Annotated in this window: 11 protein-coding genes and 1 tRNA gene; 6 read left to right on the top strand and 6 right to left on the bottom strand. The window is 52.1% G+C overall.

The window, feature by feature from the left end; translation table 11 throughout:
* Window positions 1–568: 568 nt before the first annotated feature.
* The 6 genes from HFK74_RS12880 to HFK74_RS12905 all read left to right on the top strand — a co-directional run bounded on the left by HFK74_RS12880 (window position 569) and on the right by HFK74_RS12905 (window position 7,106).
* Window positions 569–787, top strand: coding sequence for a 4-oxalocrotonate tautomerase family protein (locus HFK74_RS12880; protein ID WP_020795759.1), 219 nt, complete (start codon window positions 569–571; stop codon window positions 785–787).
* Window positions 784–1,440 carry a DsbA family oxidoreductase gene (locus HFK74_RS12885; protein WP_180203839.1) on the top strand — a complete coding sequence of 219 codons (657 nt, stop codon included), beginning with the start codon at window positions 784–786 and terminating at the stop codon, window positions 1,438–1,440. Before HFK74_RS12880 ends, HFK74_RS12885 begins: the two co-directional genes overlap by 4 nt.
* Window positions 1,441–1,481: 41 nt before the next feature.
* On the top strand, window positions 1,482–2,192 hold the full coding sequence (locus tag HFK74_RS12890; protein ID WP_180203840.1) for an SDR family NAD(P)-dependent oxidoreductase: 711 nt from the start codon (window positions 1,482–1,484) through the stop codon (window positions 2,190–2,192).
* A 270-nt stretch (window positions 2,193–2,462) separates the two neighbouring features.
* Window positions 2,463–3,872 carry an integrase family protein gene (locus HFK74_RS12895; RefSeq protein WP_180203841.1) on the top strand — a complete coding sequence of 470 codons (1,410 nt, stop codon included), beginning with the start codon at window positions 2,463–2,465 and terminating at the stop codon, window positions 3,870–3,872.
* 298 nt (window positions 3,873–4,170) lie between these two features.
* Window positions 4,171–4,383 carry a helix-turn-helix domain-containing protein gene (locus HFK74_RS33480; protein WP_180203842.1) on the top strand — a complete coding sequence of 71 codons (213 nt, stop codon included), beginning with the start codon at window positions 4,171–4,173 and terminating at the stop codon, window positions 4,381–4,383.
* On the top strand, window positions 4,380–7,106 hold the full coding sequence (locus HFK74_RS12905) for a hypothetical protein (protein WP_180203843.1): 2,727 nt from the start codon (window positions 4,380–4,382) through the stop codon (window positions 7,104–7,106). Before HFK74_RS33480 ends, HFK74_RS12905 begins: the two co-directional genes overlap by 4 nt.
* A gap of 868 nt (window positions 7,107–7,974) precedes the next feature.
* Here HFK74_RS12905 and HFK74_RS12910 read toward each other — a convergent pair.
* The 6 genes from HFK74_RS12910 to HFK74_RS12930 form a co-directional block, all read right to left on the bottom strand.
* Window positions 7,975–9,288 carry a DUF2002 family protein gene (locus tag HFK74_RS12910; protein WP_180203844.1) on the bottom strand — a complete coding sequence of 438 codons (1,314 nt, stop codon included), beginning with the start codon at window positions 9,286–9,288 and terminating at the stop codon, window positions 7,975–7,977.
* Window positions 9,289–9,680: 392 nt separating this feature from the next.
* A complete protein-coding gene (gene avs5, locus HFK74_RS12915; RefSeq protein ID WP_180203845.1) occupies window positions 9,681–12,017 on the bottom strand; it encodes an AVAST type 5 anti-phage protein Avs5 in 2,337 nt (778 codons plus the stop codon).
* Window positions 12,018–12,650: 633 nt separating this feature from the next.
* Window positions 12,651–12,869: a hypothetical protein gene (locus HFK74_RS33160; protein WP_257230310.1), complete on the bottom strand. Its 219-nt coding sequence runs from the start codon at window positions 12,867–12,869 to the stop codon at window positions 12,651–12,653.
* A gap of 404 nt (window positions 12,870–13,273) precedes the next feature.
* The gene (locus HFK74_RS12920) at window positions 13,274–13,912 is read right to left on the bottom strand and encodes a hypothetical protein (RefSeq protein ID WP_180203846.1); all 639 of its coding nucleotides are present in this window, start codon (window positions 13,910–13,912) and stop codon (window positions 13,274–13,276) included.
* A 200-nt stretch (window positions 13,913–14,112) separates the two neighbouring features.
* Window positions 14,113–14,685 carry a hypothetical protein gene (locus tag HFK74_RS12925; RefSeq protein WP_180203847.1) on the bottom strand — a complete coding sequence of 191 codons (573 nt, stop codon included), beginning with the start codon at window positions 14,683–14,685 and terminating at the stop codon, window positions 14,113–14,115.
* Between the two features lie 173 nt (window positions 14,686–14,858).
* A tRNA-Thr gene (locus HFK74_RS12930) sits at window positions 14,859–14,934 on the bottom strand.
* Between the last annotated feature and the right edge of the window lie 2 nt (window positions 14,935–14,936).

Raw genomic sequence — 14,936 nt, forward strand, 5'->3', positions numbered from 1 at the left:
TCGGGGTTTTTTTTGCGCGTTCGAATAGTACATGTCGCCAAAAATTGATTTCCGGTGCACGTGTTGGGAACGTGTCGTCCGCGGCGACATGTTCTGAGGACGTGTTGCAAAAACTGAAAAATTTCGACACGTTAAGGCGTCATGTCTAGATCGGCATGGAAAGCAGGCACATCACCGATATCCCATCCCAAAATAAAAAAGCAGCTTAGACAGGCTGCTTTTTCTGAAAAGGTCGCTTGATCTTATGCTCCCTCAAGCGGGGGAGAAGAGGTCTCACCCGAGCGCTGATTTTCAGGTAATCAACGGGGTTCCTAACGCCGACTATTGCCACCTGAAGGCAGTCGGTTTCGCGCTCTTGGGCCGATACTCGGCCACTGATGGTGCTTATGTCAACCTGGTTAAGGTACCGCACCTACGTGGAAAAAACGGCAAAGTAACCGCGCAAGTAATTACACCACGTAACTAATGATGTTCCCGTCCCCACCTTTATCCCCTCCAGCGAACTCCCTACATTGAGCTCCAACGCCTCTCCCATCATCCCGACGGGAAGGTCACTGGAGTTTCCCTCATGCCTTTTGTAAGCGTACGCATCACCCGCGATGGCGTTACCACTGAGCAGAAAGCTCAGGTGATTGCCGAGATCACTGAAACACTGGAGCGCGTCCTCAACAAACGCCCTGACCTGACCCACATCGTGATCGAGGAAGTCGACACCGATAACTGGGGTTACGCCGGCATCACCACCACCCAGTACCGCAAGCAACTGGCGGACGAGGGGCAGTCATGACGACGTCGGTGACCATAGATTTCGTCTCCGATGTGGTGTGCCCATGGTGCGCACTGGGGGCGACGGCACTGGAGCAGGCGATCGAGAACGTGGCGGGTGAGGTTGCGGTCGAGCTGACCTACAAGCCTTTCGAGCTGAACCCGAACATGCCGGCCGAAGGCGAGAAAGCCGTCGAGCACTTGATGCGCAAATACGGGCGCACTGCCGCGGACGTCGCCGCCGGCAAAAAGATGCAGATCGAACGCGGCGAAGCCATCGGCTTCAAGTTCGACCTGGAGAAGCGTACTCACTTCTACAACACCTTCGACGCCCACCGTTTGTTGCTTTGGGCGCTGGAAGAAGGACGCCAGGTGGCGCTGAAGAAGATCTTGCTCCGCGCTTACTTCAGCGAAGGCCAGAACCCGAGTGATCAGCAGACGCTGGTGCGGTTGGCGAGTGAAGCAGGATTGGACGAGGCCCGTGCACGTGAGGTGTTGGTGTCGGGTGCGTTTGCCGAGGAAGTGCGCGAGCTTCAGGTTTTTTACCAGCAGCACGGCATCAATTCAGTCCCGGCCATGGTGTTGAACGGCCGACACCTGGTGTCCGGTTCGCAATCGGTCGAGTACTACGAACAGATGTTGAGACAAATGGCGACGGCGCCTGCTGAAGCCTGATTTATCGAATTCAAATCCCATCATTGTTAGAGGTATACATCATGAGCAATTCGAAAAAAGTCATCGTAATCACTGGGGCATCCCAAGGTCTCGGCGACGGCATGGTCAAGGCCTTCCGCGAGCTCGGCTACCAGATCGTCGCCACCTCGCGCTCGATCAAGCCTTCCACCGATCCGGACATCCTCACCGTGGCCGGCGACATCGGCGAGCCGGAGACTGCACAGCGCGTGATCCGCGAAGCGATCGCCCGTTTTGGCCGTATCGACACCCTGGTCAACAACGCCGGGATCTTCATCGCCAAGCCGTTCACCCAGTACACCGCTGAAGACTACGACAATGTGCTGTCGGTGAACGTAAACGGCTTCTTCTATATCACTCAACTGGCCATCGCCGAGATGGAAAAACAGGGCAGCGGTCACGTCGTCAACATCACCACCAGCCTGGTTGACCACGCGATTGATGGCGTGCCTTCGGTACTGGCTTCGCTGACCAAAGGTGGCCTGAATGCGGCGACCCGCTCCCTGGCCATCGAATACGCCAAACGCGGCATTCGGGTCAACGCAGTGAGCCCTGGCATCATCAAGACCCCAATGCACGGCGAAGAAACCCACGCCGCACTGGGCGCTCTGCACCCGGTCGGTCACATGGGCGACATTGACGACATCGCCAACGCGGTTGTGTACCTGGACGGCGCGAAGTTTGTAACTGGCGAAATCCTGCACGTTGACGGTGGGCAGAGCGCGGGTCACTAAGATCCGGGTTTTCAAACGGCAGAAACAACAAAGCCCTCGTATTGCTACGAGGGCTTTGTTTTGTATGGTGCCGGCACCAGGAATCGAACCCGGGACCTACTGATTACAAGTCCCGCATTATTCTGTGCAGCAGTGTGCGTAGCGTTTTAAAGTCTAATGAATACCCTTCTAAATCAATGAATCCAGCCTATCCTTTGTTTGTACCTGTTCACTTATGTATGCCAGTGACCGAGGCTTATATAGATTTTTACAGACACGGGAGAAAAGGCCATGAGCGTTTTCACCAACAAGACGGTTGACGCGGCGAGCAGCCGGGCCAAGCAGCTTGGCAACGATGTATGGGAAACCGAGGGTGGTGCACGTGGTGAAGGTCGGCTGCGCCTGCGCGCCTCGCCGCATGGCGGCATCGCCTACTTCTTTCGCTACAGCCGAGGCGGCAAGCAGTACCAGCTCCGTATCAATGAAGAAGGATTGGCTGAGGCCCGCGCCGAGGGTGACAGGCTTTCTCTGCTATACCGCCAAGGCATCCATGATCTGCATCAGCACGCTAGGATGGAAGCGCAGGCGGCACAAGCGCGGCTGGCAGTGGAAGCAGCACAGCTCGATGTGCTCAGGCAGGCAGAAGAAGCAAAGGCCCGGCAAGGAACGTTTGCCCAATTGCTGGAAGCCTACACCGCCGACATGGACCGGCGCGGCAAGAGCAGCGTCAGGGACGTACGCGGTGCGTTTCGGATAGATGTGCTGAACGCCTTCCCCGATCTGGTAGCCAAACCGGCGAAGGAGGTTGCCGTGAGCGACATCACTGCCGTTCTGCGGCACTGTCGGACCCGCCCCGTCGCCTTCAAAGGACGCGGTTCAAGGCTAACCCCAGCCAGCGCCAGCAATGGAAAGCTGCGGCAGACTGCCAAGCTCAGGAGTTATCTGGCGGCTGCGTTCACCTTTGGCCTGACCGCCGACAACGACTCACAGCAGGACGCCGGCACGGCAGTTTTCGGCTTGAGCGCTAACCCGGTGCTGGGCGTCAAAGCAATCGAAGGCGCCAACCGTGCCGAGACGTGGGCGTTGACCAAGGATGAACTAAAAGAGGTACTGCTAGCCCTCGAGGATCTACCCGAGCGCCACCGTGTCATTGCCAAGACGATGCTATATGCAGCCGGGCAGCGGGTAGAAATGTTGTGCCGAATGACCTGGGCGGACCTGTACGATGACGGCGAGCATGGGGCGGTCATGCGCATGTGGGATCTGAAAGGTGGTAAGGGTACGCCGGCACGTATACATCTATTGCCTATGACCGCACGCTTGAGCGAAGTCATGGCACCACTGCTGGTGCTGCGAGAAGCCCCCGGTCCATTCTCTCTACGCGGTGAAAGGGTAGCCACCCCCGGCACGCTACAGAAGATCTTCAGCGCAATGGGTAATCAACTGGCAGAGCAGGGCAAAACCCGACGCTTCACTTGGAGGCATATGCGCGCAACCATCGAGACTCATCTTGCATCCTTGGGGGTGAATCAGGAGCGCCGTGCATGGCTGCTGTCACACGGGCGGTCGGGTGTTCAAGCTAAGCACTACGACAGATACAGCTATCTGCCCGAGAAGCGCCAGGACTTGGAGAAATGGGCGCGATATCTGGATCAACTGGTATCAGGTGAAGCGGCCAAGGTAGTGCAGTTGCACGCGTAATTAGACGAGCGGTTAAGCAGAGGTATTTACTACAAATACACGGTATTGGCAGTTAGTTCTTCTGTTTTTTGTTTTTTATCCAGTCAAGTTGACTGCTTGAAGGTCTATTATTTTGATTGAATTAAAAAGAAACCAGTAGTGATTATCGCCGGCCATACATGGCTTGACCTGATTCGAAATGGGGACTAGCGTTAGACCAAAGGTACTGCACTTCCTGGGAACGGGAAGCCTTACAAAAGCAGATCGGAACCCGGCAATATTCGAGGCGGGCTTTTACTTCCTTATCGGAGTTTAAGCCATGTCATCGACCACCTTCGAAACAACCTCCTTCTTGTTGTCCCCCAATAGTGTCGCGAAAGCCCTCGATATAAGCCGTAGTAGCGTTTACGCATTAATGCGCAATGGCGATCTGGCATGGATTCCTTTCGGCTCTGATCGGCGTATTCATATTAGCGAAGTTCAGCGTCTGGCCACTGAAGGTATCCCCACCACTGTTAAGCGGGGGGAATGATCGTGAGCAAGCAAGCCCGCGGGGGGTATGGATTCCAGATCACTCGGTTTACCGCCCATAATCCTACACGTTTGTCCAAGCGCTTCCTGCTCGCGGACAACGACGAACTGATAAAAGAATCGGGCGGAGTGCTGATCGAGGGTGAGGCCGAGCGCCTGTGCCTAACTGGCATCGCCGAGTTTGCACAGCTGCTCACCGACCTCACCCCCAACCGCGCCTTGAGCTACGGGATCAACGACCACGACTTTGCTCGCGTGGTCACCAAAGGCAAAGTGGAAGCCGCGGCGAAGGACAGTCCTTTGCCGGTGATCGCTCGCGACCGGAAGCATATGAGGTGGCCTGAAGGTGCGGGGATTTTGTTGGGTGATTACGATCCTGCTGATGATGGAGACAGTCTAAGTCCCGACGCTCTGCTGTCCCTTCTATATAGTGTGTGTCCGGCCATAGCCACTGCACCGCATCTGCATCGCCCTTCATCAGGCTCCTGCATCGTCAACGTGGATACGCTTGAGGTACTGCGCGGCGTTCAAGGCCAGCGCGTCTACATCGTCGTAAAGGATGCCAATGATCTAGCCCGCGCCGGGCAAAACCTCTATGACCGTCTGTGGCTGGCCGGTAAGGGTAGGATTCAAATCTCCGCCAGTGGCGGCATGCTACTACGCGCGCCCATCGACGCCTCAGTGTTTCAGCCTGAACGGCTGGACTTCGCTGGAGGCGCGGAGTGTATTGCTCCATTGGCGCAGAAGCTGCCCAAACCTCTGGTAATGAACCCTGACGCGGCGCCCCTGGATACAGCAGTCAGTCTGCCGGACCTGACCAAAACCGAGCAGGCCCAGATACTCCTGCTGCAAACGGACGCGAAGGCAGCCTGCGCAGCAGACGCGGCAGCAGTGCGAGCCCAGTGGATGAATGGCCGGTTGAAAGAGCTGGTCAAACAGCACCCGGACACCCCCAAGGCGCGCTTGCGCGAGGTGCTGAAGCAGGCAGCTGAAGGTGGCGTACTCGGGCCTGAGTTCATCCTGTATACCTCCGATATGCAGCCAGTCACGGTCGCTGAACTGCTGGCCGCTCCAGAGCAGTGGCATGGTCGTTACCTGCGCGATCCTCTGGAGCCTGAGTACGGGAGTTCGACGGCGTGGGTCAACCTCAAGGGTGCCCCCTACATCTATTCCCATGCCCACGGCCTGAATGCACGCTACGAATTAAGCCTGGCGCGGGCGGCCATCGAGCTCAAGGCTGGAGAACTGCCGAAGATCGTCGATAGCGCCATCCAGGTCATGCGCGAGGATGGTCTGCTCTTCGAGCACGGCGGTGAGCTGGTCCGTCTGGTCAATGACGGCGTGGAGCCGGTCGATGCTGAATGGCTGCGCATCTACCTGGGGCGCCTCATTCGCTTTACCAAATATGACAAGCGCCAGAAGGCTACGGTCGTGGTCGATTGTCCAGTAGATCTGCCGCGACTGGTACTTGCTCAACATGGTGCCTGGGATCTGCCAGTGCTGCGCGGCGTCATCAGTGCGCCTATCTTGCGCCCGGACGGTAGCATATTGGAGACGAAGGGCTTTGACCGGGATACCGGACTCTACCTGGACCGTCAAGCCGAGGTACACATCGAGGCAAGGCCGAGTAAGGCGGCAGTCGCCTTAGCACTAGGGCGACTCTGGAAACCATTCGAGAAGTTTCCCTTTGTCAGTGCAGTGGATCGTGGGGTGATGCTGGCTGCCCTGTTCACTGCCTGTCAACGCCCGATCCTGCCGACGGCTCCAGGTTTCGGCTTCGACGCGCCCACTGCTGGTAGCGGCAAGACGTTGCTGACCAAGTGCCTGGCGCTAATCGCTGGGGTGAGTGACCCTGTGATGATGCCGCCGGTCACGCAGGAAGACGAATTGCGGAAAAGGTTGCTGTCGGCGTTGCGTCGGGGCAAGGGAGCGCTCGTTCTCGACAACCAGGTCGGTATGCTCGACAGCCCGTCGCTCTGCACATTCCTGACCAGTCCCGTGTATGGCGACAGGGTGCTGGGGCAGTCTGCCGTACTGGATTTTCCCAATACCGCACTCTTCATTATCAATGGCAACAATTTCCAGCCGATGGGCGATCTGGCCCGGCGTGTTCTGACGAGCCGCCTCGATGCGCAGATGGAACGCCCAGATAAGCGTAGCTTCGGCTTGGATCCGGCCGCTTGGGTGAGGGCTAATCGTCAGGAGATGGTCCGCGATGCCCTCACTGTTTTGCGGGGATACCAGCTCGACCTGATCGGCAGTCGTCGCGGAGCGGGAAGGATGGCTTCCTTTGAAGCCTGGGACGATGCAGTGCGGCAGGCGGTGTTATGGGGCGGGTCGTTGGGCGTGATCGAGCTTGGTGATCCACTCGATGCTATTGATACCGCCTATGGACAGGATCCCGACAGGGCGAAGCTGGCGGCGCTGCTGCATGGTTGGTATGAGATCTATGGCGATAAGCCGACGAAGGTAGCAACGGTCATCGATGGAACGAAGGTTCCATGGTCCGCCTTCACCCAGCAAGGTACGACGAACGAGAATGAAGATGCACGGGTTGGGTTGCGCGCAGCATTGGAAGAAATCGCTGGTGAGGGGCATGTGATCAATCCCCGTTTGCTGGGTAGATGGATCGAAAAACATGCGGGATGCGTCGTCGGTGGTCTTCGGTTCAGGCGTGGAAAAAACCTTAATGGGACCGCCACATGGTCGGTGAGCCAAATTTAGGTGGAGTAGGTGGAGTAGGGTGATCTTTATCCCCACGTACGGAAAATGGCAGATAGGAATATATCGTATTTGCCATTCATGGGGGGAGCGCTGGGAAATCCCTCCTACTCCACCTACTCCACCTTGACTGCCAGGAACGGTCACTTTCAGGAGGTAGTGAGATATGCGGCCGAAAATGTTGGTACACGGTAGCTACGCCAGGACAATCAGCGACCCCAAGGAGGTGGAACGCTTGTTAACGATGGGTTGGCTGCTGGCCAAACCCAAACCGCGAACCAAGACGGCGAAGACCATGCGTACGCTGCGCGCTCGCCGAAGGGCTGAGGGGTGGCAAACGCTTTTACTATGGTTGGCACCTGAAGATGCCGCAGCTGTTAAGGGAGCATTACTCCCCGGAGAAAGTTACGCCGAACTGCTAATTCGTTTGATAAAAAAACAATGTTTACTTTAGTGAAATCTGGGACAACTGGGACACAATTGGAAAGTTCTTCAGATTCCCGTATGGAAGGCCGAACGCCCTCGCTACGGCAGCGTAGCAGGATCGAAGCTACGGCGCTGGTGCAGGAAACGCATTTCGGACCCTGACCACCAACGGACCTTTGATCCGCTGATAACTGGCATGAAAACTAAAACATGGGATTGCTAATCCCTAGGTATACGGCGCAAGAATGCGGCTTTTCAGAGGGTTTTGTAGTGGATTGAGGATTTTGTGCCTATACCGTACCTGTTGAGTGCTACAGCGGGTCGAGAAATGGAAGACGAATCGATGCTCGCTTTTTACAAAACACAGATTTGCTTCGACTCTTCGGCCAACACCAAATGGTGCATATGGTGCGCAGAACACGACATATCGGATGCACTACTCGCATCAATCAGTCTTGAGACACCACTCTCTATGTGCCCGGATCGCATCTATAGACGGACCTGGAGAGCCAACTGCTGTATCCCTGATTTTTTTACCTGCGAGAGGAGCATACTCAGAGGGGGCCAGAGTCGGTTTGAGATGTAATTTGAGACCATCACAAAGATAGATCAAGCCTCTGTCCCACAACGTATGTAGATCGCTGCGGAGTAAAAGCCCGTTGCTTATGTGATTGGTTTTTGGCCCCAAATATGGGGTGATATGCGCAGCTTCTAGCACTTCTTCAACTGCGTAATTTGTGATGGCGCAGCGTCCCTCGTAGGCGGTTAGCAATCCACTTCGAAACGATCCCTGCCCCTGACGCTGAGCGATCTCCCTCAGTGTGCGTTTACGGTTATCCTCGACTCCATTCGGCGAATATGTTGTCGAATGGCCGGGAGTGAGGTTTGCAGTGATGTCATTTTCTGACAACGTGGTGCTCTCCAGGGTAAAAACCCCGTCCTTCCACGAGACAACCTTGGCCAGACCTAGCATTCGGTATTTCGTCACTTCAGGTTTTTTCGAAAGTTGCACCAGAACCGCTACCGGCACTCCATCGTCCATGCATTTCTTCAGACCTTGATTGGTGAAAAGGTCAGCCGAGTTACCGCGCGGGTTCTCCTCTTGAGCATAGGAGTAGTGCCAACTTCCGTTCTCTTGATAATCGAGCTGTTGATCACTGTAGGGGCTGTCTAACGTCTGGCGAATCGACAGCGCATACATGAGTTCCTTTGGCTTGTAGATACCCTTGGCCGAAATCGTGACGGTACTGGGAGCTTGCTGGAGCTGCTCCCAAGTTAGCTCCTTCCCTGTGTGTCGTGAAAGCCAACCCAGTAACTTAGAATGGCTGATGGATCGACTTTCATGCAGAGGCGTTTCGCTCGCAGATACTGAACTCACAGGCCCAGTCCGCTTAGCATCAAGCCCTGGGTATAGAACTCCCAGAAGGTCAAGCAGCGAACTATCATCTCTTAGTGTTAAAGGTAAGCCGTAATGAGTCGGTTTGCCCCCTTTATTCAAACGCTTTGGAAAAACGTTCATATTGCTATGGTAAACGTGCTTGGCCCCGGGGATCACACCTCGAATTCCCTGGAGCTCCGAAACTCGCTCCATCCAGCCTGGGTCAATGACTAGGGCAGATTTCCCCGTGTGATTCTCCATATTCACAAAAATTGGTTCACCTCCTTTATAGCGCCAGATGTGTTTTTTTACATTATTGCTGACGACGGTAAAACCTATTTTTTCAAGGAGCGCGTTGATCTGCAGAGGGGTCAATTTCATAATCGATTAGCACTTAGTAGATTGTAGAAAAGCCCATTGCCAAAGGGCTAAAAAGTACAATGGCGACGACATAGAAACACCTCCTGAATAAATTAGCAATTTACTATTGTGAGTCGTTCCGCATTATCTAGATACATCCGACTGACACATTTTGGCCGATTGTGTTAAAAAAGTCGCTCTGGCCTGAGCCGTCATGCATTTAACGGTGAAACACCTATTTTGCACGCTGCCACGTCAAATTTGAGTCGGGAGCCTATTGTGCAAAACGCGGATTTCAATTTCGGACGCGTAGTTTTCTGTCGTGGTAACCGAGGCCGAATTTGTCAACAGAGTCGGCCGATAGCGGTCAGTAGTAAATGACCGCTAGTAATCCAGACGGTTGTCTTTTGCAATCAGCCTTTCTTATGTCTTAACCGATGGTTTCCGTTATTAACCCGGAAAAGATTTACAAGGGGGGCTACATCAGCGCGACGCGGAAGAAATACTGGATCAGTAACGGACTCAAGCGCGGCCACAGCATTTAGTATGTCTGGCTTTGCATTTTTTAACAGTCTATCAATGTGGATTTTGTTGTTTTGATAGTTTTGGGCGGATTCGTGCATATTGTCAAAGAACGAGAATAAGTCTGACGTCTTGCCGCTGACCGTATAAGCTCTGGCGTGCAATTGTGCTTTAACAAGCGTTGCACTATAGTAGGTTTTATTTTTCAGTCCTTCCGTCTCAACCCGAACCTTACTAACCCATAGCATGCCGTTCTCAAAGTCTTCCGCTGTGCTTCCTGAGATAAGTTCACACTTTGCTCGCTGAATCCAATAGTGTGTATCATCCTTGAAGTTTGAGTGCACCAAGCTATAAATCTCTCTGATAAACTTGTGAAAGCTTTTTCCTCCCCCTGATATTTCGTTAAGCTTGTCAAAGCTTATGAGGTTTTCTGCAGTGCCTTTATATCCGTCGTTTGAGAGTGACGATATTATTTCAGCAATGATTTTTGCTACCTGAGGTTTATTAAAATAGGTTTGGACTTCACGGAGTAACCAAGAGCTAGAGTTGCAGACGATAACTTCCGATGCGGACGGACCTTCGTTTGAAATTACCTCTAACAGCCGGTCGTTTTCTGCAATGAAAGACTTTATGTCGAAGTTGTTGCATATCACACGCACTTGATGGCAGTCCGCCTTGCCAAGCGCGACTATGAGTATGAGTACCTTGATTTCGCTGTCGTTGAATGTCTTTTTAAAGAGGCTTGATGTCGTGAGTTGCGACTCGTACTCTCGAAAGTACTTATAGGAGAAATTGAGTAGGGCTTCATTGTTTTTATACTTTGGTAAGCCTAGTTCTGAAAGTGCTTCGTTGAATTTGGTGACTTCCGTGCCATGGAGTTTGTTGTTGGTGTTAATTTCACAGTACTTCGCTTTTTTGTATTCTAATTTCATTCGTATAAGGTCTGCATCACCATATCCTGTACAGATAATTATACGATTTGAGGGGTCAATTTTTTCGAGAGGAAGTGAGTCTAACGCTTGGGCATTGAGGTAGTTAGAGTCGAATGCAAAGATATGATTTCGTCTGTTTTTGAGAAGTTCTATTATTTCAGGGCTAAAGTTGTCTGATGATGAAAAGTAAGATGATCCATAGTCCAGGATGTTCGAAAGTGCCTGGAAAATCAACGTCGTTTTACCACTGAATCTGCGACCAACGATAAGTAAAATATCATGCGAGCGGATATTTCTTGCTATATCATTAACTGTGTGTCGGTTTGGGAATGTTGAAGGGCATAGAGCGGAGCGGCTATTTGCCTCGGTTTTTGAAAGCGGGCCGCCGTTAGAGATAATCTCAATAGCTTGCTTGGGGGAGAGGGGGGAGTCGTCAATACTTAATGTACGATAAGGTACCGCGATATCAACATCCTTCAATATTTTTACTAACCATGAAGAAATTTCATCATAGTCGTCAAAGTAGATTACCTGCTCAATTCCATAGTCCTTGAGGGCAAGCTTTTCTTCAAAAGATACTTTTCCGCGTTTTAATAATATCGATTTAGAAAAAGGTGTTTCTTGGGCCAAACTAAGTAGATCGAGTTCAGTATCTAATGAGCATCCAACAAAAAGAAAAGTAGAGCTTTCCGCATGCTGCTGTATGAACGATAGCATGCTCTTGTTTTCGTTTATGCTACGGGCATACTGAGACCACGTGAAAATAGTTCTTTGATCAGTATAAGCGCATAGGTCCTCTACATCCCCATGTACTTTGAATAAGCATTTGTTAGAAGCAATATACTCTTTTGCAACTTCTTTGTTTGGTAATAATTTTTTGTAGCCGCTGGTTGTGGATTCAATAGCGTCGTCAATATTGAATGTGAATATGTGAGGCCAGTCTAGCTTGAGAAGTTTTGATTTGTTGGTGTCGGAAACTGTAACATCAGAGAACACATTGCTTAAATAAGTTCTGGCCTGCGCAGGTGTCACGTATTCCGAGTTGAACAAAAGGTTGAAAGCTTTTTTCAGATCGGTAATTTTTCGTATTTCTTGAGATTCCGAAGGATCAATGCAATTGGAGCTAGCTATCTCCGTTATTTTCTCAGTAAGCTGCCTCGCATCCGGGACCCGGGATGATTTTGACTTTAGTCCTTTCGTAAAACCGCTTCCGAAGAAGGGTAGCAATCTCGAACTCTCGTAGAGTCTTCGAAGATCCGTTGCGGCGGAAGGATCCATGAAGTGCTTCTGGTCCATATATTTCTCATCCTTGTATGGAATGCTTGAGTGGAATGCAATAATAGTGGCAAACGCAGGTATTGTTGTCCAGATGCTAAGCAACGCCAGCTCTCTTTTTGTTATTTTTTTATGTCTAAATGAGCTTTCGTTTATCTAATCCCCGTATCACGGCTAGGGAAAAGTATGAAACAGCGTCTTCCGTCTATATTCTGTGTTCAGGCACAAAGCCGCGAGGTCATTGTGGGGGGCTGACGGCCTGCATTTGGCCGATTCTGTTGGAAAAGTCGTTTTTTTCAAATTGCCAGAAGACTGATCGGTGGAAGCGCCTTATTACCACGCTACTACGTGAAATTTGAGTCCGAATGCCTCTGCGACGCTTCAAGATTTCAATTTCAGACACGTACTTTTTTGGCCATGCAAACTAGGACCGACTTTTTCAACAGAATCGGCCGTTCTCTGTCAGTCGTCACTAGAGCGCCTGCTGGTCAAGCGAATGCAAACTGTTGGTCAGCACGGGTGCAATTGACTGGTCAGTGGCAAAGCAAATGGTTGTCCAGCGGGACACACTTTCCATTATCCACAGAGTCTCATTTTTTTCTCGCATTAAATCGGGATTCGCTCATGCAAGAGGAAGAGGTCGTTTGATAATGCCTACAACTGTCGAAGCCGCATGATGGCGTCTGTGATGCCTTGAGCATTTGTATCCAGCCTTTCCATGGCCCCTAAAGCGTTAGCAGAAACACTTCCCACACCATTTTCTGAGAGCCACTTTGTGATCTCCTCTATGGCAGCACATATGGCGTGCTGGTTGTGTAGGAGCAACGTGAGTGCGTCCGCTGTGGCAATCTTGGCTTCTGAGTTATCTGGCATGGTTATCGTCACTGAGCGATGTTGAGGAAATCCTAGTACATCTCGCCGCTGGCCGGCTATAAAAAGGCCGCCTCGCGACGGTCAACTCTCCTATCCCTCATCAACTGGGCTTTCCATTCAGACCAGCATACTGACTTCCAGCAGCAGGCTTTCATCGAACAAGTCAGAATCATCGAGCAGTTCGAAGGCGACGTGGCCGTATTGCCCCAGGACGCGCAGTAGCGCACCATCGGGCAGTTCGATTGTTTGTCAAGCTTTGCTTTCTTGGACGCTGTCGAGGATTACCTGGACGATCTTCGACTGGGTTTGCGAGTCGATGCGCATGATGTGTACTCCGCACTTAGCAGGAATTTGGCGAGCGCCCCTGCAAATGGGAAATCGGCGCTGAGTGTAGCGCAGCCTATCTAGAACGATAGGTCGAGCGGGTTTTCTAAAGCCTGGCGTCGATAAGCCTCTCGCTTATCATCAATGTATTTGATGACATCTCGTAAACCTTGCTCGCGGCTCCATTCGCTTGGTTTAGGTTCTTCAATCGGCAAACCGGAATGCTTACGGAGCTTTTGTGCCAGGCCAATCGCCTGAAGGCCTAGGTCAGCATGCTCCCTTCTCCTGACCCAAAAATATTCGGTGTGATCGGGATAGTCGCATTCATACTTCGTGATTCCTGCAAGCCTGCTCTGGAGTTGGTCTAGCTGATCGGGAAGCCGAAGAATGGGGTACAGGAGATCTCTCGGAAGCAACTTCCAATCGACACTGATATCCAGAGGCCGGAACTCAGGGGGTGCGGTAGTAGGCACATATTGCTCCCCATTCGATCCTGCGGGCTGACCGTACTCGGTACCGTCGTCTTCGGCAACATCCAAGCAATCATTGGCGAGTCGGTCTAAATGGGAAACGACCAAGATCGCCAGATACACCGTGTCTTTCTTACGTGTGCGTCGACCGACGACATACTCTTTAACAGCGACGGATAAGTTCCCGAGTATCACCCCGCTTATGACAGCCGCAGCAGAAATGATTGCAGAAATGTTTCCAGCATCCATGTTTTTCGCTCTCTCAACCTTGCGATTAGACTATTGGTTAGGCCGAAGCCCCTTGCCTGGGCTATATCCTCCGCTGCCCTGATTAGAGAACTTGCATCGCTCCCTTGGCTACTGGACGAGCGCGACCCGATACATCACCTGCCGTTAGGCAGGGCCGCTATCGCAAAGCAGCCTTTCACGTTTAGCAAACCTAGGGTAATTCAAAACATGGCACTGTAGCTTCTGTACAGAGCGTCATAGCGTTCCCATGACGTGGCATGAGTGGGTCTGTATTTCTTGATGAGAGAGCCTTTCGAGACAGCCTTACCCTTAAATAGCAGTTTGTTCGCCATTGCCCAATAATCCAGCATCATCTGATCGTCTGCTTTGAGTGGGATAGGGTAGCGGCCAGCCCATTGAATCGAGGCTTGGTAGAAATTCAGGATCTGCTTCTGTGGCGGGCTCCGTTTCACACCAAGTAAGTGAGCCAGGAGATTGAGATCGTGATGCTCTGGTGGAGTTTCGCCTTTATTGACAAGCACGGCTTTCATTAGGACTTCTAGCGAAAGCCCACAAAGCATGTGGTACACAGGGAAGCACGCTAGATGCATGTTGAACCCATCACCCAATCCCAATGCTTCGGCAGACTCCTTGGATCGTCCACCAGTCATTGAAAGCCATATTGCACCAGCAGAAGCGTATAGGTCGTGTGAACGGTTACGCCAGTGGTTCGGGTGGCTTCGATCCTGCACGATGGATGGGGGTACGTATGAGCCGTGGCCGTCGTATTCCATGAAATGTTCCTTTTTTCAATATTATTACGGACACACCTGGACAACAGAAACCAAAAAGCCTTGCGATCCTGCAAGGCTTTTTGTGCTCAATGCCATATAGGCATTAAATAGACACGAAAGACCCAGAAACGAAAAAGGCCCACCTTTCGGTGAGCCTAAGTCGTTGTTTCGTATGGTGCCGGCACCAGGAATCGAACCCGGGACCTACTGATTACAAGTCAGTTGCTCTACCATCTGAGCTATACCGGCAT

This window comes from Pseudomonas sp. SbOxS1, assembly GCF_013416725.1.
Classification (GTDB): Bacteria; Pseudomonadota; Gammaproteobacteria; order Pseudomonadales; family Pseudomonadaceae; genus Aquipseudomonas.